At 39.8% G+C, this 24,043-nt stretch carries 19 protein-coding genes and 1 pseudogene; 4 read left to right on the top strand and 16 right to left on the bottom strand.

Going from position 1 to position 24,043, the window contains the following annotated elements:
- The first annotated feature begins 66 nt into the window (after positions 1-66).
- Complete coding sequence (locus SH603_RS05180; protein WP_094128766.1) at positions 67-1,398, top strand: ISL3 family transposase; 1,332 nt, start codon at positions 67-69, stop codon at positions 1,396-1,398.
- A 480-nt stretch (positions 1,399-1,878) separates the two neighbouring features.
- Here SH603_RS05180 and ltrA (SH603_RS05175) read toward each other — a convergent pair whose 3' ends face one another.
- The 7 genes from ltrA (SH603_RS05175) to SH603_RS05145 form a co-directional block, all read right to left on the bottom strand.
- A complete protein-coding gene (gene ltrA / locus SH603_RS05175) occupies positions 1,879-3,261 on the bottom strand; it encodes a group II intron reverse transcriptase/maturase (protein WP_321534169.1) in 1,383 nt (460 codons plus the stop codon).
- Positions 3,262-3,807: 546 nt separating this feature from the next.
- Positions 3,808-4,245, bottom strand: a complete 438-nt coding sequence (gene dtd / locus SH603_RS05170; protein WP_169471550.1) for a D-aminoacyl-tRNA deacylase — start codon at positions 4,243-4,245, stop codon at positions 3,808-3,810.
- Between the two features lie 10 nt (positions 4,246-4,255).
- On the bottom strand, positions 4,256-6,493 hold the full coding sequence (locus tag SH603_RS05165) for a bifunctional (p)ppGpp synthetase/guanosine-3',5'-bis(diphosphate) 3'-pyrophosphohydrolase (RefSeq protein WP_321534168.1): 2,238 nt from the start codon (positions 6,491-6,493) through the stop codon (positions 4,256-4,258).
- Between the two features lie 18 nt (positions 6,494-6,511).
- Positions 6,512-6,838, bottom strand: coding sequence for a hypothetical protein (locus SH603_RS05160; protein WP_321534167.1), 327 nt, complete (start codon positions 6,836-6,838; stop codon positions 6,512-6,514).
- 87 nt (positions 6,839-6,925) lie between these two features.
- On the bottom strand, positions 6,926-7,666 hold the full coding sequence (locus SH603_RS05155) for a 16S rRNA (uracil(1498)-N(3))-methyltransferase (protein ID WP_169471552.1): 741 nt from the start codon (positions 7,664-7,666) through the stop codon (positions 6,926-6,928).
- Entirely contained in the window at positions 7,667-8,626 is a 960-nt protein-coding gene (gene prmA, locus SH603_RS05150; RefSeq protein ID WP_169473255.1) for a 50S ribosomal protein L11 methyltransferase, read from the bottom strand. It abuts the gene before it with no gap.
- Between the two features lie 77 nt (positions 8,627-8,703).
- Positions 8,704-9,009: a hypothetical protein gene (locus SH603_RS05145; RefSeq protein WP_003668153.1), complete on the bottom strand. Its 306-nt coding sequence runs from the start codon at positions 9,007-9,009 to the stop codon at positions 8,704-8,706.
- A gap of 197 nt (positions 9,010-9,206) precedes the next feature.
- Between SH603_RS05145 and SH603_RS05140 the strand changes: the two genes are divergently transcribed.
- Both SH603_RS05140 and SH603_RS05135 read left to right on the top strand, forming a co-directional pair.
- Positions 9,207-9,386, top strand: coding sequence for a hypothetical protein (locus tag SH603_RS05140; protein ID WP_020843065.1), 180 nt, complete (start codon positions 9,207-9,209; stop codon positions 9,384-9,386).
- A gap of 106 nt (positions 9,387-9,492) precedes the next feature.
- Complete coding sequence (locus SH603_RS05135) at positions 9,493-10,452, top strand: L-lactate dehydrogenase (protein WP_003665815.1); 960 nt, start codon at positions 9,493-9,495, stop codon at positions 10,450-10,452.
- Between the two features lie 82 nt (positions 10,453-10,534).
- Here SH603_RS05135 and SH603_RS05130 read toward each other — a convergent pair whose 3' ends face one another.
- From SH603_RS05130 to SH603_RS05120, 3 genes are all read right to left on the bottom strand, one after another.
- Entirely contained in the window at positions 10,535-10,711 is a 177-nt protein-coding gene (locus SH603_RS05130) for a hypothetical protein (RefSeq protein WP_003671106.1), read from the bottom strand.
- 74 nt (positions 10,712-10,785) lie between these two features.
- Positions 10,786-11,862, bottom strand: coding sequence for an Ldh family oxidoreductase (locus tag SH603_RS05125; RefSeq protein ID WP_169473253.1), 1,077 nt, complete (start codon positions 11,860-11,862; stop codon positions 10,786-10,788).
- 72 nt (positions 11,863-11,934) lie between these two features.
- Positions 11,935-13,350, bottom strand: a complete 1,416-nt coding sequence (locus tag SH603_RS05120) for a C69 family dipeptidase (RefSeq protein WP_321534166.1) — start codon at positions 13,348-13,350, stop codon at positions 11,935-11,937.
- A 472-nt stretch (positions 13,351-13,822) separates the two neighbouring features.
- On the opposite strand from SH603_RS05120, the pseudogene SH603_RS05115 reads away from it, so the two are divergent.
- Positions 13,823-15,126, top strand: a pseudogene (locus tag SH603_RS05115) (ISL3 family transposase).
- A gap of 68 nt (positions 15,127-15,194) precedes the next feature.
- On the opposite strand, the gene ltrA (SH603_RS05110) reads toward SH603_RS05115, so the two are convergent.
- The 6 genes from ltrA (SH603_RS05110) to hrcA all read right to left on the bottom strand — a co-directional run bounded on the left by ltrA (SH603_RS05110) (position 15,195) and on the right by hrcA (position 23,983).
- The gene (gene ltrA, locus SH603_RS05110; RefSeq protein WP_321534165.1) at positions 15,195-16,577 is read right to left on the bottom strand and encodes a group II intron reverse transcriptase/maturase; all 1,383 of its coding nucleotides are present in this window, start codon (positions 16,575-16,577) and stop codon (positions 15,195-15,197) included.
- A gap of 623 nt (positions 16,578-17,200) precedes the next feature.
- Positions 17,201-19,036 carry a translation elongation factor 4 gene (lepA, locus tag SH603_RS05105; RefSeq protein ID WP_003665812.1) on the bottom strand — a complete coding sequence of 612 codons (1,836 nt, stop codon included), beginning with the start codon at positions 19,034-19,036 and terminating at the stop codon, positions 17,201-17,203.
- Positions 19,037-19,166: 130 nt separating this feature from the next.
- On the bottom strand, positions 19,167-20,327 hold the full coding sequence (gene dnaJ / locus SH603_RS05100) for a molecular chaperone DnaJ (protein ID WP_321534164.1): 1,161 nt from the start codon (positions 20,325-20,327) through the stop codon (positions 19,167-19,169).
- Positions 20,328-20,455: 128 nt separating this feature from the next.
- The gene (gene dnaK, locus SH603_RS05095; protein ID WP_003674311.1) at positions 20,456-22,321 is read right to left on the bottom strand and encodes a molecular chaperone DnaK; all 1,866 of its coding nucleotides are present in this window, start codon (positions 22,319-22,321) and stop codon (positions 20,456-20,458) included.
- Positions 22,322-22,345: 24 nt separating this feature from the next.
- Positions 22,346-22,918, bottom strand: coding sequence for a nucleotide exchange factor GrpE (gene grpE, locus SH603_RS05090; protein WP_169471046.1), 573 nt, complete (start codon positions 22,916-22,918; stop codon positions 22,346-22,348).
- 12 nt (positions 22,919-22,930) lie between these two features.
- Complete coding sequence (gene hrcA / locus SH603_RS05085) at positions 22,931-23,983, bottom strand: heat-inducible transcriptional repressor HrcA (protein ID WP_321534163.1); 1,053 nt, start codon at positions 23,981-23,983, stop codon at positions 22,931-22,933.
- Between the last annotated feature and the right edge of the window lie 60 nt (positions 23,984-24,043).

The raw sequence follows: 24,043 nt of genomic DNA, 5'->3' as shown, positions 1-24,043 counted from the left end.
TAAAATTTAAAATAAAAAAGCGAAAGATGGTTGGACCCCGTCTTCGCTAAGAAAGGACCATCTTTCATGAACAATTCTATCAAAACTATCTTAGGAATTAAAGATCCTTACCTCAAACTAGATGAAAAGAATTTTGATAACCCAATTGAAGATCAACCTAATCAAATCATTGTCCATCTTATTCAAACTTACCCCATGCATTGCCCAAAATGTGGACACTTAATGTGTAAAAATGGCTATAAAACAGTTAATTGCTTGGGACCAGAGCTTCACTTTAAGCCAACAATCTGGTCGATTAAAAAGCAAAAATATATCTGTAAAGCTTCTTCTTCTTGTCCTGAAGTGGTTACTAAATTAGCAGCCGTTGAAGATATTCATTATCGTAATCATATCTCTTTAGCGATAAAACAACGGGCAATGATGCTTCTAACAAAAAACGAATCACAAAGTGATTTAGCCAAAGAATTAAATGTCTCTGACTGGACAATTAGACGAGTCATTACAAATCTTGATCAGTTTTTTAAGCCTAACTATCATTGGTTACCTCGCCATATTGCCTTTGATGATTTTAAGTCTGGTCGCTTTGCCCCCAGCGGAATGAGTATGATTCTAATGAATATTGAAAATAAGCGGACGCTTGATATTATCTTGTCACGTAAAAATAGCTATCTGCGAAAATACTTTCTTCGATATGACCGTTCAGCACGCTTAGCAGTTCAAACAGTAACGGTTGACTTGTACACTCCTTACCGCCATTTGATTCATGAGCTTTTCCCCCACGCTTTAATTATCGCTGATCATTTTCATATTGTTGCTCAAGCATATCGTGCATTTAACAAAATTAGGATCCAAGTAATGAATCGTGCCGGTGCTGGCACTCATAAATGGCGTGCACTTAAGCACTTTTGGAAATTACTCCTAACGCCTGCTAATGAGCTTAAATATGATAATTATTGGTCAAGGCGTAACTTTAGTTACGCTCAATTAACTGATGTTGAAGTCATTCATCGTCTTCTAAGCTTTGATAATGAACTAAAAAGAGCTTATGAATACTATCAAAACTTAATTCTGGTGATTGCTCATCGTAGTAAGAAAGAATTAAAAAACTTACTCGCGATTAAATGGACGCAGCTTCCCCAAGCACTGCAAAAAGTTCAGCGTACTCTTCGCAGACATAAACAAGAAATTTACAATAGTTTTAAATATGATACCTATACAAATGGTCCCGTTGAAGGAACTAACAATAAAATTAAAGTTATTAAACGAACTGCTTATGGCTTTCGTAATTTCTTTAATTTCCGAATTAGAATCCTCCTTGCATTACCAAATACCTACATTGCAATAAACTGGAGAAATAAACAAACAGCTCATGCCAAAGTCCAGGCACAAGCTGCTTAGTAAAATTATTTTATTTTCTCATCAGTACTTCTTGACGAAGAGCCAGAAACTTTTGTTTTCTCCCAGCCTCAACTGCTTTGTGGAAAGCTATCTTATTTCCTCTTGTCGGAAACGTGTAGGTCAGGCCTCCCCGGGTAAGAATATTAACTTTCGTACCATGTCACCGTTAGCTTTACTGAAATTAGCTTCGAGTAGTATTTGACTTCAACTTGAATTGCAGTTTCATCCAGATAATTTCAGCCTTATAGCTACTTCTTGTTCATCGGTGCAGTACTTTGCTTTAGACTTCCTTCAGATTCCACCCCGCAGTGGACACCCTTGTCCTTGGCTCATGGTCCCGACTACTACGACCCATAGTTGTCTTTCACCACCTAGTTAATACCCATGCCGGGCGCAATCGAGTAGGAGATAATTGATTAGTTCAATTATCGACCTCTCACACCACCGTACGTACGGTTCCGTATACGGCGGTTCGACAACTTAATCACATTGAATTGACTGGAGCGTCTTGGACATATTCATAAGTCCGAGTTGTTCCAGTTTTCTATTAGTTAGAGAATAGCTCAAGGTCTTACTATGTGCAGTTCGCCAGTAGCCCTTTCGGGTACTAGCGAAGACATACGCATCATGCTGGGGCAGCCCCAACTTCTGTAAGTTAGTTACCTTAGTTTTAAACTTTTTCCATTGCTTCCAAATATACTGCCTTATTCGGACCCTCAACCACTTGTCAAGGCGTTGAATAAAGTTAGTTAGTTTCCCAATTGAGTAGTACTGAAGCCACCCACGCATTTTTCGATGAATTTCTTCAAACATTCTTGTCAGAGATATTCCACGATTACGTTTAGTTAATAACTTCAGTGCTTTCTTTACTCGTTGTTGCGATTGCTTAGCTGGACGGGCGTAGGCCCCATTGTGGTCTACACCCAACGAAAAGCCAAGAAACTTCAACCGTAGCGGGCTACCGACTTTGGTTTTATCTGGGTTCACTTTAACTTTCAAGCGCTTTTCTAGAAACTGGGTAATGCTTCGCATTACTCGTTCTCCGGCTCGTTGACTTTTAACATAGATGTTACAATCATCCGCATAGCGCACAAAGTGGTGACCACGTCTAGTCAACTCTTCGTCCAACTCATTTAGATAGATGTTCGCCAGTAGTGGTGACAATGGCCCTCCTTGTGGGGTTCCTTTTTCACTCTTAGCGAAAAGCCCATGGTCTAAGACTCCGCTAGTTAGAAACTTACGAATGAGTCTTAGTGTCCATGGGTCATCAATATATTGTTGGAGATACTTAATCATCAAGTCATGATTAACGTTATCAAAATAGGCTTTTAGGTCTAAGTCGACAACTCTTCGATAACCTTGATTATAAAGATCTACTACTTTTGAAATAGCGTCATGGGCCCCACGGTGGGGACGGAAGCCAAAGCTATTATCAGAGAAAATACGCTCAAAGATAGGCGTAAGAATTTGGGCTACAGCTTGTTGAACCATTCGGTCCACCACCGTTGGTATTCCAAGTCTTCTTACTCCACCATTAGGCTTCGGAATTTCTACCCGTTTGACTGGAGCTGGTTTATACTTGCCCTCACGCAAACTAGCGATCAGTTCCGTCTTATTTTCTCTGAGATATGGCAGAAGGTCATTGACTGTCATATCGTCAACGCCTGCTGCTCCTTTATTTCTCTTAACTTGCAAATAAGCCTGATTAAGGTTATTGCGATCCAAGACCAGGTCTTGGATAGTGACACTCATACCTTTACCTTCACCATAACCGGTACTACGCGCCCTTGTGTACTTTCGGTTTTCCAAACCTATCCTCGACAAGCGGTCAGCTTGTTGTTCTGTTTTCTGCGATTGTCGCACCTGATTACACCTCCGATATAAGTTACAAGTTATTGTCGTTCAGTCCTTCATCTGATTATTCAAACTACTATGACCTCGGCTGACTTCTGGCTTACTCAACACTGCATCACTGCACCGCTTGTTTCTGTGGAAATTAAACTTATTCCTCTTGTCGGAAACGTGTAGGCCAGATCTCCCCGGGTAAGAATATTAGCTTTCGTACCATGTCATCGTTAGCTTTACTGAGACCAACTTCGAGTAGTATTGGACTTCAACTTGTCTAGCAGCCTTATCCAGTTAATTTCAGCCTTATAGCTACTTCTTGTTCATCGATGCAGTACTTTGCCTTAGACTTCCTTCAGATTCCACCTCACGGTGGACACCCTTGTCCTCAGCTCATGGTTCCGACTACTACGACCCATAGTTGACTTTCACCACCTAGCTAATACCCATGCCGGGCGCACCAGTACGAACGATAATCAGCCCGTGCCGTGCTAATCATCGTCTTAGCTTAGCCAACCGCCTTGTCGAGGAGGTTATTTCCCACTCTCAATGTCTCTTTACTTTTTAGCGTTCATAAATAATCGTTGTTGGACCATCATTTTCCAGATCAATTTTCATCATCGCTCCAAAGTGTCCGGTCTCAACAGAAATACCAGTAGCAGCTAATTTTTGATTAAAAAGATCATATAACGGTTCAGCAATCTCAGGACTAGCCGCCTGTGAAAATCCAGGACGATTTCCATGCTTAGTGTCAGCATAAAGGGTAAATTGGGAGACTGATAAAATTGCACCATTAACATCCCGTAGTCCCTTATTCATCTTACCGTTTTCATCCTCAAAAACACGAAGATTAGTAATTTTATGTACTAAGTAGTCTAATTTTTCTTCGGTATCATCTGGAGCAAAACCGACTAAGAGAAAATAGCCAAGGCCAATTTTACCAACAACTTCATCATCAATTGAAACTGCTGCATGATTTACTTTTTGTAAAACAACTCGCACAAGCATCCTCCTATCGAATAATTCTTTTGACAACGTAAACATCTGGAATGTTTTTTAAACCGTCCATGATTAATTGCAACTGTCGTAAATTACGCACTCCAATAATCAAACTAATTGTTACCATCTTGTTATGGTCAACTTTTCCGTTAACTGAATTTAAGAAGCGAGTACTGTTATTTACTGAACGTAAAACATCATTTAATAAGCCATTTCGATTGTATCCCTGAACTTCCAAGTCAGCATTGTAGTTTGTTTTGTCGCCATTAGGATTTGCCCAATATACACTAACAATTCGTTCGCCATTCTTACGGGCAGCTTTAATATTCGGACAATCATCCCGGTGAACCGATACTCCCCGTCCCTTTGTAATGTAGCCAGTAATAGCATCTCCTGGGATTGGACTACAACAATGGCTTAAGCGGACAAGGAGATTGTCAACTCCTTCAACAACTACGCCCTCACTAGATGCTTTAGCCTGCTTTTGTTTTTCACGTTCATTTGGCTTCTCAAGAGTCTGGTGGTCTTCTAGTACAGCTTTTTCTGCTGCTTGTTGGCGGTCGCTTTCAACTTGCTGACGGATATCAGCAGTAAAACGATTTCTAATACCAACGGGAGCCAAGTCACCAAATCCTAAGGCCGCAAACATATCATCACTACTATTGTAATGAGTCTCTTGAGCAACTTCCTCACATTTTTCATCAGTCATTAACTCTGCTGGCGAATATCCTGCTTCACGGAGTTCGTTTTCAAGAAGTTGTTTTCCTTCTTCAATGTTCTTTTCTCGATCATGTGCACGGAAGAATTGGCGAATCTTATTACGAGCCCGCCGTGTTGAAACCAAATCAAACCAATCACGACTTGGCCCAGCTGATGATGATGAAGTCAAAATATCAACAATGTCACCATTTTTGATCTCATAGTCAAGGGGTACGATCCGTCCATTTACTTTAGCTCCAGTTGTATGATTACCAACTTCAGTATGAATTTGGTAAGCCATATCAAGTGGTCCAGATCCCTTAGGCATTTCAATTACGTCACCTTTAGGGGTAAATGCATAGACCTTATCAGTAAATATATCACTCTGAATCCCCTGCATAAATTCATCTGTGCCTTGACTTTCACTTCGTAATTCAAGGATTTCTTTGACGATATTTAGCTTTTGACTATCCTGAGTTTGTTGGATTCCATTAGTCTTACCTTCTTTGTATGCCCAGTGAGCAGCAACCCCATATTCAGCAATTTCATGCATCTTGTGAGTCCGTATCTGCACTTCTAATGGTCGTCCTTCTGGTCCAATAATTGTTGTATGCAAGGATTGGTACCCGTTAGTCTTAGGCATTGCAATATAATCCTTAAACCGTCCAGGCATTGGCTTCCAATTAGTATGGATAGCTCCAAGGGCAGCATAACAGTCACGAATTGAGTCAACGACAATTCGAACCGCGAGGAGATCATATATTTGGCTAAATTGCTTATGCTGAGTAACCATTTTACGGTAGACAGAATAAATATGCTTAGGGCGACCATAAATTTCAACGTTTGGTCCTAAATCTAAATCCGCAATTGCCTTTTTTATTAACTTAATTGACTCATCAATATAGTCAACCCGCTGATCGCGCCGTGAATTCATCAAATGAACAATTCGATAATATTGTTGTGGATTTAAATACCGTAATGACAGATCTTCTAGTTCCCATTTAATAGTACTGATACCCAACCGATCTGCAATTGGCGCATAAATTTCCAGGGTTTCATTTGAGATCCGGCGCTGTTTATCAGGTTGCAAATGCTTAAGAGTGCGCATATTATGAAGGCGGTCCGCAAGTTTGACAATCATTACCCGAATATCCTTTGACATTGCAAGTAATAGTTTACGATGAGTGGCAGCCATTTGTTCTTTATTTGATTTGTAACGAATCTTACCGAGCTTTGTATCACCATCAACAATCATTGCGATAGTTGGTCCAAAGAGTTCTTTAATATCATCCAAAGTTGCTCCAGTATCTTCCACAATATCATGTAAATATCCTGCACAAACTGTTTCTGGATCCATATGAAGATTAGCAAGGATTCCTGCCACTTGAATAGGATGAATGATATATGGTTCCCCAGATTTACGTCGTTGGTCATGGTGAGCCACTTCAGCAAAATGATATGCTTTTTCAACTAAAGCAACGTGTTCTTCATTCATATAAGAACTAACTATCTTTTGAACATCTTCATGTGTCAATTCTCTTTCTTTTGACATCGGGCGACCTCCTTTCAATTACTTTTGTTGACGCATTGCCCATGATAAGTATGCAAGCACTAAGTAAGCAAGGGCAAAATAATAAGTATATTGTGGCATAAAGAAATATGCAGTTATCAAGTAAAGGATTGGAAAAATGAACAACTCGCCCCATTTTCGCTGGTGCTTATAAATCCAATAACCGGACCAAATACTAAAAATACCATTAATAAGGATTAAGACAATCTCTACCATTACTACCCGCGTAACAAATGGAAGTTTATCGACAACAAGCGTCAATACCATACCAATTAAAATACTGGCTAGCCATAATGGTTTATCTAAATGTTCCCATGCTTTTTTCATAAAATTCATTCTCTCTCAACACCTATATTCAGTTTTAAATTACCGATTAAAGCTGTTCTTTATTTTACCATAAGTAGGCCAGCTACATTATGACAATTCCATTGCATATGAAATAGCCGCCATGAAATATAAAGGCGCCGTTTCGGTCCGCAAAATTCGTGGTCCTAAACCTGCTGCTACCACGCCAACTTCATTCATTTTAGCAATTTCATTTTCCGTTAATCCACCTTCTGGACCAAAAATGGCAAGGAGCGAGTCTCCTGGGTTAAGGGCATTAAATTGTTGCGCTAAAGCACTTATTTCACCCTGTTTAGCTGATTCTTCCCAAGCAACTATCCGTTTGGTAGCGGGATAATCGGCTAACAATTGATCAAGATTTGCACTGTATTCAACCTGCGGAATTTTATTTCGATGGGATTGTTCTGCTGCTGATTCAGCTATTTTTTGCAGACGTTCGATCTTTCGTTTCTGCTTATTTCCCTGCCAATGACTAATGGAGCGAGCAGCATCGAAGAAAACAATTTTGTCTGCCCCCAATTCAGTTGCCTTTTGAACAATTAATTCTGGTTTCTCTTTAGTCTTTGGAATTCCGCAGGCAAGCGTTACCGAAACTGGCAATTCACTATCAGCATCTAACTTCTGATTGATTTTTAATGTCGCCGTTGGTTCTGTAGTACTAAGAGTCGCAAGGTAAACACAGTGGTCGGCTAATACAAGCTCAACACTTGTTCCAACCTCTGCGCGCATTACCTTTAACAAGTGGTGGGCTGCTTCAGATGGCAATGTTACTTCATCAGCTGGAGTTACATTAACAAAATAGCGTTGCATTTATTTCACCTCGATTGGCTTGTGGGTAATCATTCCGTGCCAGTCCTTCATCTGCTGTTCATCGTCAATTATAAATCCTTGCTCTTGCAACTTTTGACGAATCAACGAAGCCTTATCATCGATAATTCCAGAAACAAGGAATTTGCCACCTGGCTTAAGATTTTCATATGCTTGAGGAATAAGAGGCACGATGATTTCCGCAAGAATATTAGCAACAATCAAGTCTGCCTGGGTATGGATCCCATCTAACAAGCTATTTACGCCAACTTTAACATCTTTAGCGATCGGGTTTAGTGCAAGATTCTTTTTTGCTGAGTTGACTGCTACTTCATCAATATCATAAGCATCAACTTTTCCTGCCCCTAAGTGCTTGGCAGCAATACTTAAAACACCAGAACCTGTCCCGACATCGATTACATATTCATTACCAACAATTGTTTTTTCAAGGGCCTCCAGCATTAAACGAGTAGTTGGATGAGTCCCGGTACCAAAAGCCATTCCTGGATCAAGAAAGATTAATTTTTCTTTAGGATCTGCTGGCTCATATTCTTCCCATTGCGGAACAATCGTTAACTGATCCGTTACTCTTAATGGGTGATAATATTTTTGCCAAACCGTTGCCCATTGTTGATTATCGACGGTCGCTGCTGAGACATCATTTTCTCCTGGATTCAGGCCGTAATCCCTTAATTTTGCTACTCGTTGATGGATAGTTGGCAATAGTTCAGGAACAAATACGTTTTGAGGAAAATATCCAGATACTGCTGCGCCATTTTTTCGATGCGGAATTGATGATGGATCAATAAATTCACCGTGGTCCCCATACTTTCCCTCATGTAAGTTTGCAAAATCAGCGGCATCTTCAATTTGAACGCCTTGTGCTCCCATATCCGTCAAAATATAGCTAACTGCTTCAACAGCCTCACTAGAAGTTATTACCTTTATTGCTGTCCAATCCATTTAATGACCTCCTTAAATAATAAAATCGTGACCACAATAAAAGTAAATGGTCACGATAAATACCAACTTAATAAAGCCTAATCATTTTCATTATCAACTTTACTAATATGTGGTCGTTCTTGTTCGCGTTTCTTTTCTTTTTCTAAATGATGACTTAAGTAATCGATTAAGTCGGACTCAGTCAAGAAAATACGGGGATGATGTTGGTGATGCAACCGAACATCAATCTCGTTAATTTTTAATCGTCCGGTCCAAGTATGGGAATAACGAACAATTACCCGATTATTTAGTCTGTGTTTACCAAAGCGGAACACATATACGTGTTGGGGTGTCATCATTGGCCGAATGTACTCTTTTTTATACATTAAATCATTGTCGCGCATAAACTGCTTAGTTCGATTCAGAATGGTAACCACCTCCTCTATTATTATTCCTGATCAATTTTAAATTAATCTCCCTAGATAGGTATATTTTAGCACAGGTCACCAACGTTCCAAAGTTTAATCTATGTTTAAACTTTAATTTTCAAAAAAATGCTATACTTATGTTCAAAATACTTTAAAGAAAGGTGATTACAATAGTGAGTCTCTTAATTGCTATTCTTATCTGCTGGTTACTATGGAAGATTGGGATTTTAACGGTTAAGTTCATTGGCCTGATCCTTCTTATTTTATTAATCGGGACATTAATTCATGTTTTACTTTGGCCAGCGATCCTTTTAGCAGTCATTATCTTAGGAGCAGGCTTATTTACTAACTAATTTATCTATAAAATCTTATAGTAATTTTTCTGCGGAATGTTATAATCATTACTGTGAGAGAAATCTCAAATAATGTATACATAAGATGAAAGGGAGACTGTTTATTATGTCTAAGAATCATCAAAAAGTTGTTCTTGTTGGTGACGGTGCTGTCGGTTCAAGTTACGCCTTCGCAATGGCACAACAAGGAATTGCTGAAGAATTTGCTATTGTTGATATTATTAAGGAACGGACTGAAGGGGACGCAATGGACCTTGAAGACGCTACTGCCTTCACCGCTCCTAAGAATATCTACTCAGCAGATTACGACACTTGCAAAGATGCTGATTTAGTTGTTATTACTGCTGGTGCTCCACAAAAGCCTGGTGAAACTCGTCTTCAATTAGTTGACAAGAACTTGAAGATCATTAAGTCCGTTGTAGAACCAATCGTTAAGTCTGGTTTTGACGGAATCTTCTTAGTTGCAGCTAACCCAGTTGATATCCTTACCTATGCTGTTCAAAAGCTTTCTGGCTTCCCTAAGAACAAGGTTGTTGGTTCAGGTACTTCACTTGATTCCGCACGTCTTCGGGTTGCTCTTGGTAAGAAGCTTCATGTTGACCCTCGTGATGTTATTGCTAACATTATGGGTGAACACGGTGATTCCGAATTTGCTGCTTACTCAAGTGCTACTGTTGGTGGCAAGCCATTACTTGATATCGCTAAGGATGAAGGTATTTCAGAAGATGAATTACTTAAGATTGAAGATGATGTTCGTAACAAGGCATACGAAATCATTAACCGCAAAGGTGCTACCTTCTATGGTGTTGCCACTGCTTTAATGCGGATTTCAAAGGCTATTCTTCGTGATGAAAATTCTGTTCTCCCTATCGGTGCCCCAATGAACGGTGAATACGGACTTAACGACCTTTACATTGGTACTCCAGCTGTTGTAAATGCTTCTGGTGTTGCAAAGGTTATCGAAGTTCCACTTAATGACCGTGAAAAGAAGGCTATGGCCGACTCTGCTAAGCAATTGGAAGAAGTTGCTAAGAATGGTATGGCAAAGTTACAAGGTAATAATTAAGCCATATCTTATAAATAAACGATAGACTATTGTGCTACTAAAAAACTCTCAGCGTTAATAACGTTGGGAGCTTTTTTTATATCTATTTTTGATCATTTTTCAAGTCACGTGCAAAATCATCAAGAAAGTCTTCTATTAATTTATCTTTATAACCCTTTTTTCTAAGTTCACTCGCTAAAATTGCCGAAGTAAGCCCCTTTCGAATTGCTAACTTATGATCACCTGCGAGCCAAAACATTACTAATTCTCGATCTTCCATTTAAGATGCTCCTTTTTCCTCATATGTTCAGTGTACCACTTTCGCTTATCAGAATTTGAAGAGTTTATCAATTATTAAGGAACATCAATACCAAGTTCAGTTCCTATTTCTTTCATTTCTTGATAGGTCTTTTCATCAATCGTGACACCTTTTTCTTTATTTTCTGCTAATAAACGGTACTCACGATCACCGGGTACCCAAATTTCTTTACCAGGAATATGTTCAAGCTGACGAATTCGATTTAACATTGATGTGGCATCTTTCTTCAATACCTCTGGATCACCAAAGAATGCTGGATTAAGAACCATTACAAATTGGCTAAAATCATGTTTGCCACTAACAGTATCGGCAGAGATAGATCCTTGGGCTAAAATACCCGTCAATAATTCAATTACAATCGAGTTTCCCATCCCCTTATAATTAGAATTTTCCTCATCATTTCCGCCAAGAGTGAGAACTCCTCCACCTTTTTGTTCCCCTTCAGTAAAGGCCGCGGTGGCAAGAATATCTTCTGCCTCTTGCGCATCAGTTACTACCTGCCGATCTTTATCAACTGCCCATTCACCTGGCAACGGTTCGCCTTTTTTAGCATGAACTTGAATTTTTCCACCGGAAACAACACAAGTAGCACCATCAAACATAAATGGATGTGGAGAAGCAGGAAAGCCAAACGCAAAGGCATTAGACCCAAGAAAAGCCTGAGTAGCATTAGTTGGGACTACCAAGGGACGAGTGTTAGTAAGGGCGACTCCTACCAATCCAGCTTCTAACGCTAATCTTGTATAGTAACCAGCGGTGCCGAAGTGATTAGAATTGCGAATAACCGCAATTGCTACCCCTGTTTTCTTAGCCTTTTCAATTATTTTTTGAGTCGCTAAAACCGTCGCGAGCTGTCCCATATTTTGGTTAGCGTCAACGAGGACAGAGCCTGGTAACTCACGAATGATTTTAGCCTTATTTTGGGGAATAATCGTTCCCTCTTTAATCATCCGGCGATACCATGCTAATCGTTGAATTCCATGAGATGAGATCCCACGTAAATCCGCATCAACTAAAGTGTCTGCTAATAATTGACTGTCATCCTGGTTAAATCCCAATTTTGTAAAAACTTCTACTAGATAATGTCGTTCATAGGTTGCTTGAAGTCTCATTTTCATCCTTCTCTCATTTTATATTAATTATATTTTAATAGCAAAGAGAAAAATGTCAATATTCAAAGTCGCTTAAAGGTTGGGATCCATCTTAAATGACATCTTTGAAAGCTCACAGCCTTCAGTTAATAATTCAAAGAAGAGTGCCTTTGTTCGTTCATTATAATGGGTAGCTATTTCATGATTTTGCCCAGTTAGATAATCAGTTAATGCCTGCCTTTCAAGACTAGCTGCTTCTTTATCAACCTGCGCAATTTTACGGCGTGCCCATTCATTTAGCTCCTTTTGGTAGTCTTCATCTTTTTCCATAAATTCTTGATAATGACTTTCAACAACCTCTGCTAAGGCTTCATTTAACCAGAATGCAGACTCTAAGTTCATTTTTTCCGGTACGTTTCGATATGATTCATCAGTATCGTCAGCATTAGCAAAAAACGGAACATAAGGGTTAAAGGCTGGGACCCCTAATTCAATCCAATGAATACTTGTTTTATATTTATTCAGATTGCGCACTTGTAAAATATGTGATTGGGCCGTCCGTGATAAAGAGATAGCCCGGTAAGTCTTACGTTCAGGAGCATCCCCCATTGGATCGTAAGGTGTCTCATTAAAATGCGATTTTAAAACATATTGGATGTCTTCATTAGCAATCTTAAATTCAGCCTTACGAATAAATGGCATTTCAGAATCTTCGGGACGTTGGCCTAATGAAGCATTAGGACTAAGGTAACGTTGAGCAAACCAGGTCCGCGGTGTATTGTAGTGACGGTCTTTTTGTGTACTAGTACCAAAAATATGGCGGAAATCCCACCGGTCATGGTCAGGGTTTAATTGGTATTCTTCAACAAACTCTTGAATTCCATCGGCCCACATATAATTATCAGGATCGTCAAAATCAATATCTTCAATCGCTACCTGGTTAGGAGTAACAGCATAACAATCATCAGGAATCCGAACTGCAACCCATTGGTGACCAGTTACTACTTCCATATACCAAATCTCATCTGCATCTGCAAATTGCATTCCGTTTCCCTCAGCAGAACCCAATTCAGCAATTAATTTTCCAGTATATTCAACTCCTTCACGGGCAGAATGAATATACGGTAATACTAAAGTACAAAGTGAGTCTTCTGCCAGGCCATTTTTTACGTATGGATCATATGCTAACACCCGATCGTTTGCATAAACACTCTCAGTAAAGGAAGCTGCCATATTTGCTTCATTAATTCCATCTTCTTCATTAGGTCCTGCTGTTTGATCAAGGGTAGGCGTAGAAGTATAACGCATTCCCTCTTCCGGCAAGGCTACAGTTACTTTATTGTAAGGTGATACGTAGGTTTTGTGGCGTCCTTTTACTGCCGGTTTTACTAAAAATCGCTTGGGTTCAATTGCTTTTACGCGATCTTCATTACGAGCAATATAATTAGCACCGTCGAGAGAAGCCTTTTTACCGACCATGATTGATGTACAAGCATCTTTATTTTGCATATTTATTTTCTCCTCAAATAATAGCGATTACATTATCTATGATACGCTAATTTGGTGAAGCCTGCAGTATTGAGCGAGTATAAAAACCCACCATGTTTAATCGAATGATGAAAAAATTTGAATGAGAATCTGTTAAATCGAGGAGAGTCCTTGTATTATTATTTATGGGGGTACCTTCTTTTCTATGTGATTTGGCGATTTTATTGTATTAGAGGGCGAGCCTCTTTTTAGTTTGAAAACAAAAAATCTGATATTGGTATAGGAAACGCGAAACCGCAAATCTATTTGATAACTTAATGAATTTTAATATTTAAAAGAAAAGTAGACTAATATTCTACCTTTCCCTTAAAATCCCGGCTTTACAATTTTAAGTACTGATGGATTTAACATCAGGGCTTTATTTGTTTAAAATTTAAAATAAAAAAGCGAAAGATGGTTGGACCCCGTCTTCGCTAAGAAAGGACCATCTTTCATGAACAATTCTATCAAAACTATCTTAGGAATTAAAGATCCTTACCTCAAACTAGATGAAAAGAATTTTGATAACCCAATTGAAGATCAACCTAATCAAATCATTGTCCATCTTATTCAAACTTACCCCATGCATTGCCCAAAATATGGACACTTAATGTGTAAAAATGGCTATAAAACAGTTAATTGCTTGGGACCAGAGCTTCACTTTAAGCCAACAATCTGGTCGATTAAAAAGCAAAAATATATCTGTAAAGCTTCTTCTTCTTGTCCTGAAGTGGTTACTAAATTAGCAGCCGTTGAAGATATTCATTATCGTAATCATATCTCTTTAGCGATAAAACAACGGGCAATGATGCTTCTAACAAAAAACGAATCACAAAGTGATTTAGCCAAAGAATTAAATGTCTCTGACTGGACAATTAGACGAGTCATTACAAATCTTGATCAGTTTTCAAGCCTAACTATCATTGGTTACCTCGCCATATTGCCTTTGATGATTTTAAGTCTGGTCGCTTTGCCCCCAGCGGAATGAGTATGATTCTAATGAATATTGAAAATAAGCGGACGCTTGATATTATCTTGTCACGTAAAAATAGCTATCTGCGAAAATACTTTCTTCGATATGACCGTTCAGCACGCTTAGCAGTTCAAACAGTAACGGTTGACTTGTACACTCCTTACCGCCATTTGATTCATGAGCTTTTCCCCCAGGCTTTAATTATCGCTGATCATTTTCATATTGTTGCTCAAGCATATCGTGCATTTAACAAAATTAGGATCCAAGTAATGAATCGTGCCGGTGCTGGCATTCATAAATGGCGTGCACTTAAGCACTTTTGGAAATTACTCCTAACGCCTGCTAATGAGCTTAAATATGATAATTATTGGTCAAGGCGTAACTTTAGTTACGCTCAATTAACCGATGTGGAAGTCATTCATCGTCTTCTAAGCTTTGATAATGAACTAAAAAGGGCTTATGAATACTATCAAAACTTAATTCTGGTGATTGCTCATCGTAGCAAGAAAGAATTAAAAAACTTACTCGCGATTAAATGGACGCAGCTTCCCCAAGCACTGCAAAAAGTTCAGCGTACTCTTCGCAGACATAAACAAGAAATTTACAATAGTTTTAAATATGATACCTATACAAATGGTCCCGTTGAAGGAACTAACAATAAAATTAAAGTTATTAAACGAACTGCTTATGGCTTTCGTAATTTCTTTAATTTCCGAATTAGAATCCTCCTTGCATTACCAAATACCTACATTGCAATAAACCGGAGAAAATCGAGTAGGAGATAATTGATTAGTTCAATTATCGACCTCTCACACCACCGTACGTACGGTTCCGTATACGGCGGTTCGACAACTTAATCACATTGAATTGACTGGAGCGTCTTGGACATATTCATAAGTCCGAGTTGTTCCAGTTTTCTATTAGTTAGAGAATAGCTCAAGGTCTTACTATGTGCAGTTCGCCAGTAGCCCTTTCGGGTACTAGCGAAGACATATGCATCACGCTGGGACAGCCCCAACTTCTGTAAGTTAGTTACCTTAGTTTTAAACTTTTTCCATTGCTTCCAAATATACTGCCTTATTCGGACCCTCAACCACTTGTCAAGGCGTTGAATAAAGTTAGTTAGTTTCCCAATTGAGTAGTACTGAAGCCACCCACGCATTTTTCGATGAATTTCTTCAAACATTCTTGTCAGAGATATTCCACGATTACGTTTAGTTAATAACTTCAGTGCTTTCTTTACTCGTTGTTGCGATTGCTTAGCTGGACGGGCGTAGGCCCCATTGTGGTCTACACCCAACGAAAAGCCAAGAAACTTCAACCGTAGCGGGCTACCGACTTTGGTTTTATCTGGGTTCACTTTAACTTTCAAGCGCTTTTCTAGAAACTGGGTAATGCTTCGCATTACTCGTTCTCCGGCTCGTTGACTTTTAACATAGATGTTACAATCATCCGCATAGCGCACAAAGTGGTGACCACGTCTAGTCAACTCTTCGTCCAACTCATTTAGATAGATGTTCGCCAGTAGTGGTGACAATGGCCCTCCTTGTGGGGTTCCTTTTTCACTCTTAGCGAAAAGCCCATGGTCTAAGACTCCGCTAGTTAGAAACTTACGAATGAGTCTTAGTGTCCATGGGTCATCAATATATTGTTGGAGATACTTAATCATCAAGTCATGATTAACGTTATCAAAATAGGCTTTTAGGTCTAAGTCGACAACTCTTCGATAACCTTGATTATAAAGATCTACTACTTTTGAAATAGCGTCATGGGCCCCACGGTGGGGACGGAAGCCAAAGCTATTATCAGAGAAAATACGCTCAAAGATAGGCGTAAGAATTTGGGCTACAGCTTGTTGAACCATTCGGTCCACCACCGTTGGTATTCCAAGTCTTCTTACTCCACCATTAGGCTTCGGAATTTCTACCCGTTTGACTGGAGCTGGTTTATACTTGCCCTCACGCAAACTAGCGATCAGTTCCGTCTTATTTTCTCTGAGATATGGCAGAAGGTCATTGACTGTCATATCGTCAACGCCTGCTGCTCCTTTATTTCTCTTAACTCGCAAATAAGCCTGATTAAGGTTATTGCGATCCAAGACCAGGTCTTGGATAGTGACACTCATACCTTTACCTTCACCATAACCGGTACTACGCGCCCTTGTGTACTTTCGGTTTTCCAAACCTATCCTCGACAAGCGGTCAGCTTGTTGTTCTGTTTTCTGCGATTGTCGCACCTGATTACACCTCCGATATAAGTTACAAGTTATTGTCGTTCAGTCCTTCATCTGATTATTCAAACTACTATGACCTCGGCTGACTTCTGGCTTACTCAACACTGCATCACTGCACCGCTTGTTTCTGTGGAAATTAAACTTATTCCTCTTGTCGGAAACGTGTAGGCCAGATCACCCCGGGTAAGAATATTAGCTTTCGTACCATGTCATCGTTAGCTTTACTGAGACCAACTTCGAGTAGTATTGGACTTCAACTTGTCTAGCAGCCTTATCCAGTTAATTCCAGCCTTATAGCTACTTCTTGTTCATCGATGCAGTACTTTGCCTTAGACTTCCTTCAGATTCCACCTCACGGTGGACACCCTTGTCCTCAGCTCATGGTTCCGACTACTACGGCCCATAGCGGACTTTCACCACCTAGCTAATACCCATGCCGGGCGCACTAAACAAACAGCTCATGCCAAAGTCCAGGCACAAGCTGCTTAGTAAAATTATTTTATTTTCTCATCAGTACTTCTTGACGAAGAGCCCTAATCCCGCATAAGGGAAAATTAAGGGAAAACTGATAAAATATTGGTCTACTTTGTGATTTTTAAATATGTTAAATCCTGTTACATCAACATTTACTTCTCATCCAATTGCTCATCGGTCTTCAAAACGGCCATAAAGGCGGCCTGAGGAATATCAACTTTTCCGACAGCCTTCATCCGTTTCTTCCCACGTTTCTGCTTATCTAATAATTTAGCACGCCGGTCTGGATCCCCTGTATGAATACGGGCAGTAACGTCTTTTCGGTAGGCTTTAATATTGGTCCGGGCAATAATTTTTGAGCCTATTGCTGCTTGAATTGGGATTTCAAAGTTTTGCCGTGGAATAATCTTCTTTAACTTAGCAGTAATTTCCCGACCACGTTCTGCCGCAAAGTCACGGTGAGCAATAAAGCTCAATGCATCCACCTTATCGCCATTGAGCAAGATGTCAATCTTAACCAAATTACTTGGCCGGTAACCATCAATTTCATAATCTAAGGAAGCGTATCCCCGTGTAGAACTCTTTAACTTGTCAAAGAAGTCAAAAATAATTTCTGACAGCGGAATATGATAAATAACGTTTACCCGGGTATCACTTAGATATTCCATCGTATCAAAGTCTCCCCGTTTCCGTTGGCAAAGCTCCATTACTGGGCCAACATAATCATTGGGTACCATGATTGAAGCGCGGACATATGGTTCCTTAATCGCTTTAATGGAAGAAGCGTCTGGCATTTCAGCTGGATTTTCCACTTCTTTTGTTGTCCCATCCGCTAATTCAACATGGTAAGTAACAGATGGTGCAGTTGTGATTAAATCAAGATTAAATTCACGTTCAAGTCGTTCTTGAATAACGTCCATGTGAAGTAATCCTAAGAAACCACAACGGAATCCAAATCCCAATGCTTGCGATGATTCCGGTTCAAAGGTTAATGCTGCATCATTAAGTTGAAGCTTTTCCAACGCATCACGTAAATCATTAAATTTAGCATTATCAGTTGGATAAAGTCCAGCATATACCATTGGCGTCATTTGCCGATATCCTTCTAACGGCTTATCTGTAGGATTATCTGCACTTGTAACCGTATCACCGACCCGAGTATCTTTAATGTCTTTAATTGCCGCGGTAATATAACCTACATCCCCAGCCATCAATACATCACGTGCCAATGGTTTAGGAGAGTTAATTCCTACTTCAGCAACTTCATATTCGGTACCACCGTTCATTAACTTAATTCGGTCACCTTTTTTAACCGTTCCTTCAACAACCCGGACACTAAGAACCACGCCCCGATAATCATCATACTTTGAATCAAAGATAAGGGCTTTTAACGGCGCAGTTAAATCTCCTGTTGGTGCTGGGACATCCTTAACGATTTTTTCAAGGACTTCATCAACGCCCATTCCAGTCTTAGCACTAATATCAACTGCCTCATCAGTATCTAAACCAATCTCGTCTTCAATCTGTTTCTTAGTACCCTCAGGATCAGCAGAAGGTAAATCGATCTTATTGATAACAGGTAAGATCTCAAGGTCATTGTCAAGCGCTAAAAAGACGTTAGCAAGGGTCTGTGCTTCTACCCCTTGCGTTGCATCGACCACTAAGACGGCACCTTCACAGGCAGCAAGAGACCGTGATACTTCATAAGAAAAATCGACGTGGCCTGGTGTATCGATTAAATGGAAAATGTAATCTTCACCGTCTTTAGCATGATATGTCAAGGCGACGGCATTTAATTTGATTGTAATGCCCCGTTCACGTTCTAGAGGCATATCATCAAGAATCTGGTTTTTCATTTCACGTTTGCTGATTGAATCAGTCATTTCTAAAATACGATCAGCAAGCGTTGATTTTCCATGGTCAATGTGGGCAACAATCGAGAAATTCCGAATGTGTTTTTGTCGCTCTTTCATTTCTTCTAGGTTCATTTAAAAAGACTCACTTTCAACGAATATTCTTTATCTAGTATACCAAATCCTCGTTTAGAATGGGAAATCTTCTACTAGATATACAAAAAGCAGGAAAAATATTAAGCTTTTCCTGCTTCATAAAAATTATTTACTTATCCTCAAAGGCATCACGTAACTTATCAAGAACTGTCTTCTTCACACCCTTAACATCTTCACCACTAGCAGCCGCAAAAGCTAACATTGCTTCACGCTGACGCTTGTTAAGGCTCTTAGGTGTCTTAACATGGACAGTAACGTGTTCATCCCCGTTACCATTACCGTTAAGATGTGGAACACCTTTGCCACGCAAGCGGAAATTAGTTTCTGATTGGGTTCCGGCAGGAATTTTAAGGTTGACATCACCATGAACCGTTTTAACTTTTACTTCGTCTCCCAAGGCTGCTTGAGCAAACGAAATATCACGATCAACGTAAATTGTTGAACCGTCACGACGGAATTCTCGACTTGGTGTTACCCGGAAGACAATATACAAATCTCCGGCTGGGCCACCGTTCTCACCAGCGTCTCCTTGGTGTTGGAGCCGCATTTGTTGACCATCATCAACACCGGCAGGCACCTTCACTTCTAGCTCATGACGTTCGTGAACATGTCCTGCACCATGGCAAGTATCACAACGATCTTCTGGCTTAATAATCTTTCCAGTTCCATTACATTCTGGACAAGTGGTTTGAGTTTGCATATTGCCTAGTGGTGTTTGACGAACACTCGTAATCACGCCGGCACCATGACACCGTGGACAAGTTATTGGCGATTTACCAGGCTTTGCTCCGGTTCCATGACAAGTCTTACATTCTGCATCACGGTCATACTTGATAGTAGTTGTTTTACCAAAAACCGCATCCATAAAATCAAGAGTCATTGCATATTGTAAATCACGTCCTTGACGCGGGGCTGTTGGGTCCCGACGAGTACGACCGCCGCCACCAAAGAATTGACTAAAGATGTCGTCAAAGCCGCCGCCAAAGTTAGAATAAGCTTGACCACCACCAAAGCCGCCAAAGCGGCCAAAGCCTTGACCGCCAGCATCTTGTGGGCCAGCTGAACCAAATTGATCATATTGAGCACGTTTTTGACTATCACTTAATGTCTCATATGCTTCATTAATCTTCTTAAACTTTTCTTCTGCACCAGGCTCGTGGTTAACATCTGGGTGGTATTTTGCCGCAAGCCGACGATATGCACGCTTGATGTCTTTTTCGGATGCATCCTTAGAGACACCTAAAATGTCATAATAATCTTGTTCTGCCATATAATAAATACCTCATTACTTTATTGCTTGTTTAGTTATACCACAGCCAGCAAACGAAAGTAAAAGCCAAAGTCCTTTTTTCTGGCCTTTGGCTTTTACACTAACATTTTAAGACTGTTTACCGCAGGCTATTTCTTGTCGTCTGGTGTAACGTCCTTAAAATCACCATCAACAGTATTGTCATCATTACCGTTGTCATTACCATTTTGTTGGTTATCACCAGGTTGACCATTAGCAGCGCCACCTTGTGCACCTTGAGCTTGTTGGTAAAGCTTTACGCTAAGGTCTTGAATAACTTTGTTCAAAGCATCCTTCTTAGCTTTCATTTCATCAAGGTTGCCGCTTTCTTTAGCCTTCTTTAATTCGTCACGAGCACTTTCAGCCTTCTTGATATCATCTTCAGGAACTTTACCCTTAACTTCCTTCAAAGTCTTATCAACTTGGAAGAGTTCTTGGTCAACTTCATTCTTTAAGTCAACTTCTTCCTTCTTCTTCTTGTCGGCTTCAGCATGCTCTTCAGCATCCTTCTTCATCCGTTCAATTTCTTCATCACTTAAGCCTGAGTTAGACTTGATAGTGATGTTTTGCTTCTTGTGAGTTCCTTGATCTTCAGCAGAAACATTAACAATACCGTTCTTATCGATATCAAATGTAACTTTGATTTGAGGAACACCACGAGGAGCAGCAGGAATATCAGTTAGTTGGAAGTTACCCAAAGTCTTATTATCTGCTGCCATTGGACGTTCACCTTGAAGAACGTGAATGTCAACAGCTGGTTGGTTATCAGCAGCAGTTGAGAAGATTTGGCTCTTTGAAGTAGGAATAGTTGTGTTACGGTCAATCAACTTAGTGAAGACACCACCCATAGTTTCAATACCAAGTGAAAGTGGAGTAACATCAAGCAATACGACATCCTTAACATCACCAGTAAGAACCCCACCTTGAATAGCTGCACCAAGAGCAACGGCTTCGTCAGGATTAATTGAGTGGTTAGGTTCCTTACCAGTTAATTCCTTAACCATTTCTTGAACGGCAGGAATACGAGTAGATCCACCATTTAAGATAACCTCATCAATGTCATCGAAAGTAAGATCAGCATCTTTCAAAGCATTCAATACCGGTTGCTTTGTCCGTTCAACTAAGTCATTAGTTAATTGGTTAAATTGTGCCCGACTTAATGTCTTTTCCAAGTGCAATGGGCCGTTTTCACCAGCTGAAATAAATGGTAAGCTGATTTGCGCTTCTTGAACACCTGACAAGTCTTTCTTAGCCTTTTCAGCAGCATCCTTCAAACGTTGAAGAGCCATCTTGTCTTGAGAAAGATCAACACCGTGTTCTTCCTTAAAGCCATCGATTAACCAATCCATAATCTTTTGGTCAAAGTCATCCCCACCTAAATGAGTATCACCATTAGTAGAGAGAACTTGGAAGACACCGTCACCTAATTCAAGGATGGAAACATCGAATGTACCACCACCAAGGTCATAAACAAGGATCTTTTCATCTTTGTCCTTCTTATCAAGACCGTATGCTAATGATGAAGCAGTAGGTTCGTTAATAATCCGCTTAACATCAAGGCCCGCAATTTTACCGGCATCCTTAGTAGCTTGACGTTGAGCATCGTTGAAGTATGCAGGAACAGTGATAACTGCTTGAGTAACAGTATCACCAATGTAATCTTCAGCATATTTCTTAAGGTATTGCAAAATCATTGCTGAAATTTCTTGTGGAGTATATTTCTTACCATCAACTTCAACAGTGTATCCTGCCTCACCCATGTGACTCTTGATTGATGAAATAGTGTTAGGATTAGTAATTGCCTGACGCTTTGCTACTTCTCCAACTTGAGTTTCACCATTCTTAAATGAAACAACAGATGGTGTTGTCCGACTTCCTTCTGGGTTGGTGATAATCTTAGGTTCATTACCTTCCATAACAGCAACCGCAGAGTTAGTAGTACCTAAATCAATACCAATAATCTTATTACTTGCCATAATTTATTTCCTTCTCTCACAAATTTATTGAGCTACAACAACCATTGCTGGGCGTAATACCCGGTCTTTGAGTTGATATCCTGCTTGAAGAACATTAACAACAGTTTCAGGCTTCTGACCTTCTTCGACCGGAACAGTTTGAACTGCTTGGTGAAGAGTAGGATCAAATGTTTCACCATCAGATTTGATTTCAGTGATGCCATGATCATTTAATGCCTTTACAAGGTGATCATGGACCATTTGAATGCCCTTTTTAAGTTGCTTGCCATTATCGTCTACAACTTCAATTGCTAATGCCCGTTTAAGGTTATCAAGCACTGGTAAAATTGACTTTGCTAAATCCTGACCATCATATTTAAGGATTTGAGCCCGTTCTTTATTAAAACGATTAGTCATATTTTGAATTTCTGCTTCTGCTCGTAAATATTTGTCATCTTTATCAGCGAGCTGCTTCTTTAAGTCAGCGATCTCTTCTTTTAATTTAGAAGTTTGATCATCTTTCTTATCTGAAGCCTCTTTTTTTATATCTTTTTTAGGTGCCTTTTCATTTTCAGGCGCAGTTTGTTTTTGTTGTTCTTCTTGTTTTTCCTTGGCCAATTAACTCGCCTCCTATGAATCATAATAGTGACGGTAGAAATCTAATAGCCGTTTTGCTAATTCTTGGCGAAAGGCATTTACAATTCCAATCGTCCGTGAATAAGGCATCCTTGTTGGACCAAAAACTGCAATAATTCCTCGTCCATATTGTTCAACATTATAACTTGCAGTAATCAAGCTATAGTCATCAAGAAGCTTATTCTTAGAGATTTCTTGACCGATTTTAACATTAACTCCATTATCTGAGGTAAGTGTCGAATCCAAGATATTCGATAAGTTGTCGTTCTTATCTAACAAGCCATACAGTGATTGGATTGCGTGAGGATCATGAGTACTTGCAAAATCCAGTAAGTTCAATCGACCACCAACGAAAAACCGCTCCCGTGCTGCTTGAGATAAGACATTATCAAAAATGTCAAGGAAACCATCGGGACTATGCATATAATGCAGAATCTGGAGTGGGATATCATCTTTTAGTCGTTTTACCACTTCTGATAGCGGTAAACCAACTAATTGATCATTAATCATTCTAATTACTGCCTGCATTGCATCTGTGTCAATGTCCGGCGGCAAAGTGAATGACTGATTTTCAACCTCACCGCTATCGGTAACCAAGATCGCAATAACCTTATGATTCCCCAGTGGTACAACGCGAAAGCCACTCAAACGAACACTTTCTTGCTCAGGCTTTAATGTAAAAGCAGTATATGAAGTTAAGTTTGATAAGATATCTGCTGAATGTGAAATAATCTCGTCAATCTTTTGAAAACCGGTTCCAAGTGAGTTTTGAATTACTACCAGGTCATTATCAGTAACTGCTTGTGGATCAAGCAAATTATCAACATAATAACGGTAACCTCGTTTCGATGGAATCCGGCCTGATGAAGAGTGCTCTTTTAAGATCAAATCATTGTCCTCTAAAACCGCCATCTCATTACGGACAGTTGCTGAACTGACCTTAAAAGGCAACTTTTCTACTAAATGTTTTGATCCAACCGGTTGACCAGTTGATGTGTATTGACGTACAATCGCTTGCAGAATCTTTTTCTGTCGTTGTGTTAGCATCGTATATCACTTCCCCTTTTAGCACTCATTAGGGTCAAGTGCTAAACACACTGTATAATA

The organism is Limosilactobacillus reuteri (assembly GCF_034259105.1).
Taxonomy (GTDB): domain Bacteria; phylum Bacillota; class Bacilli; order Lactobacillales; family Lactobacillaceae; genus Limosilactobacillus; species Limosilactobacillus reuteri_G.
The sequence above is the reverse complement of the archived record's forward strand: the minus strand, read 5'-3'. Positions and strand labels throughout refer to the sequence as shown.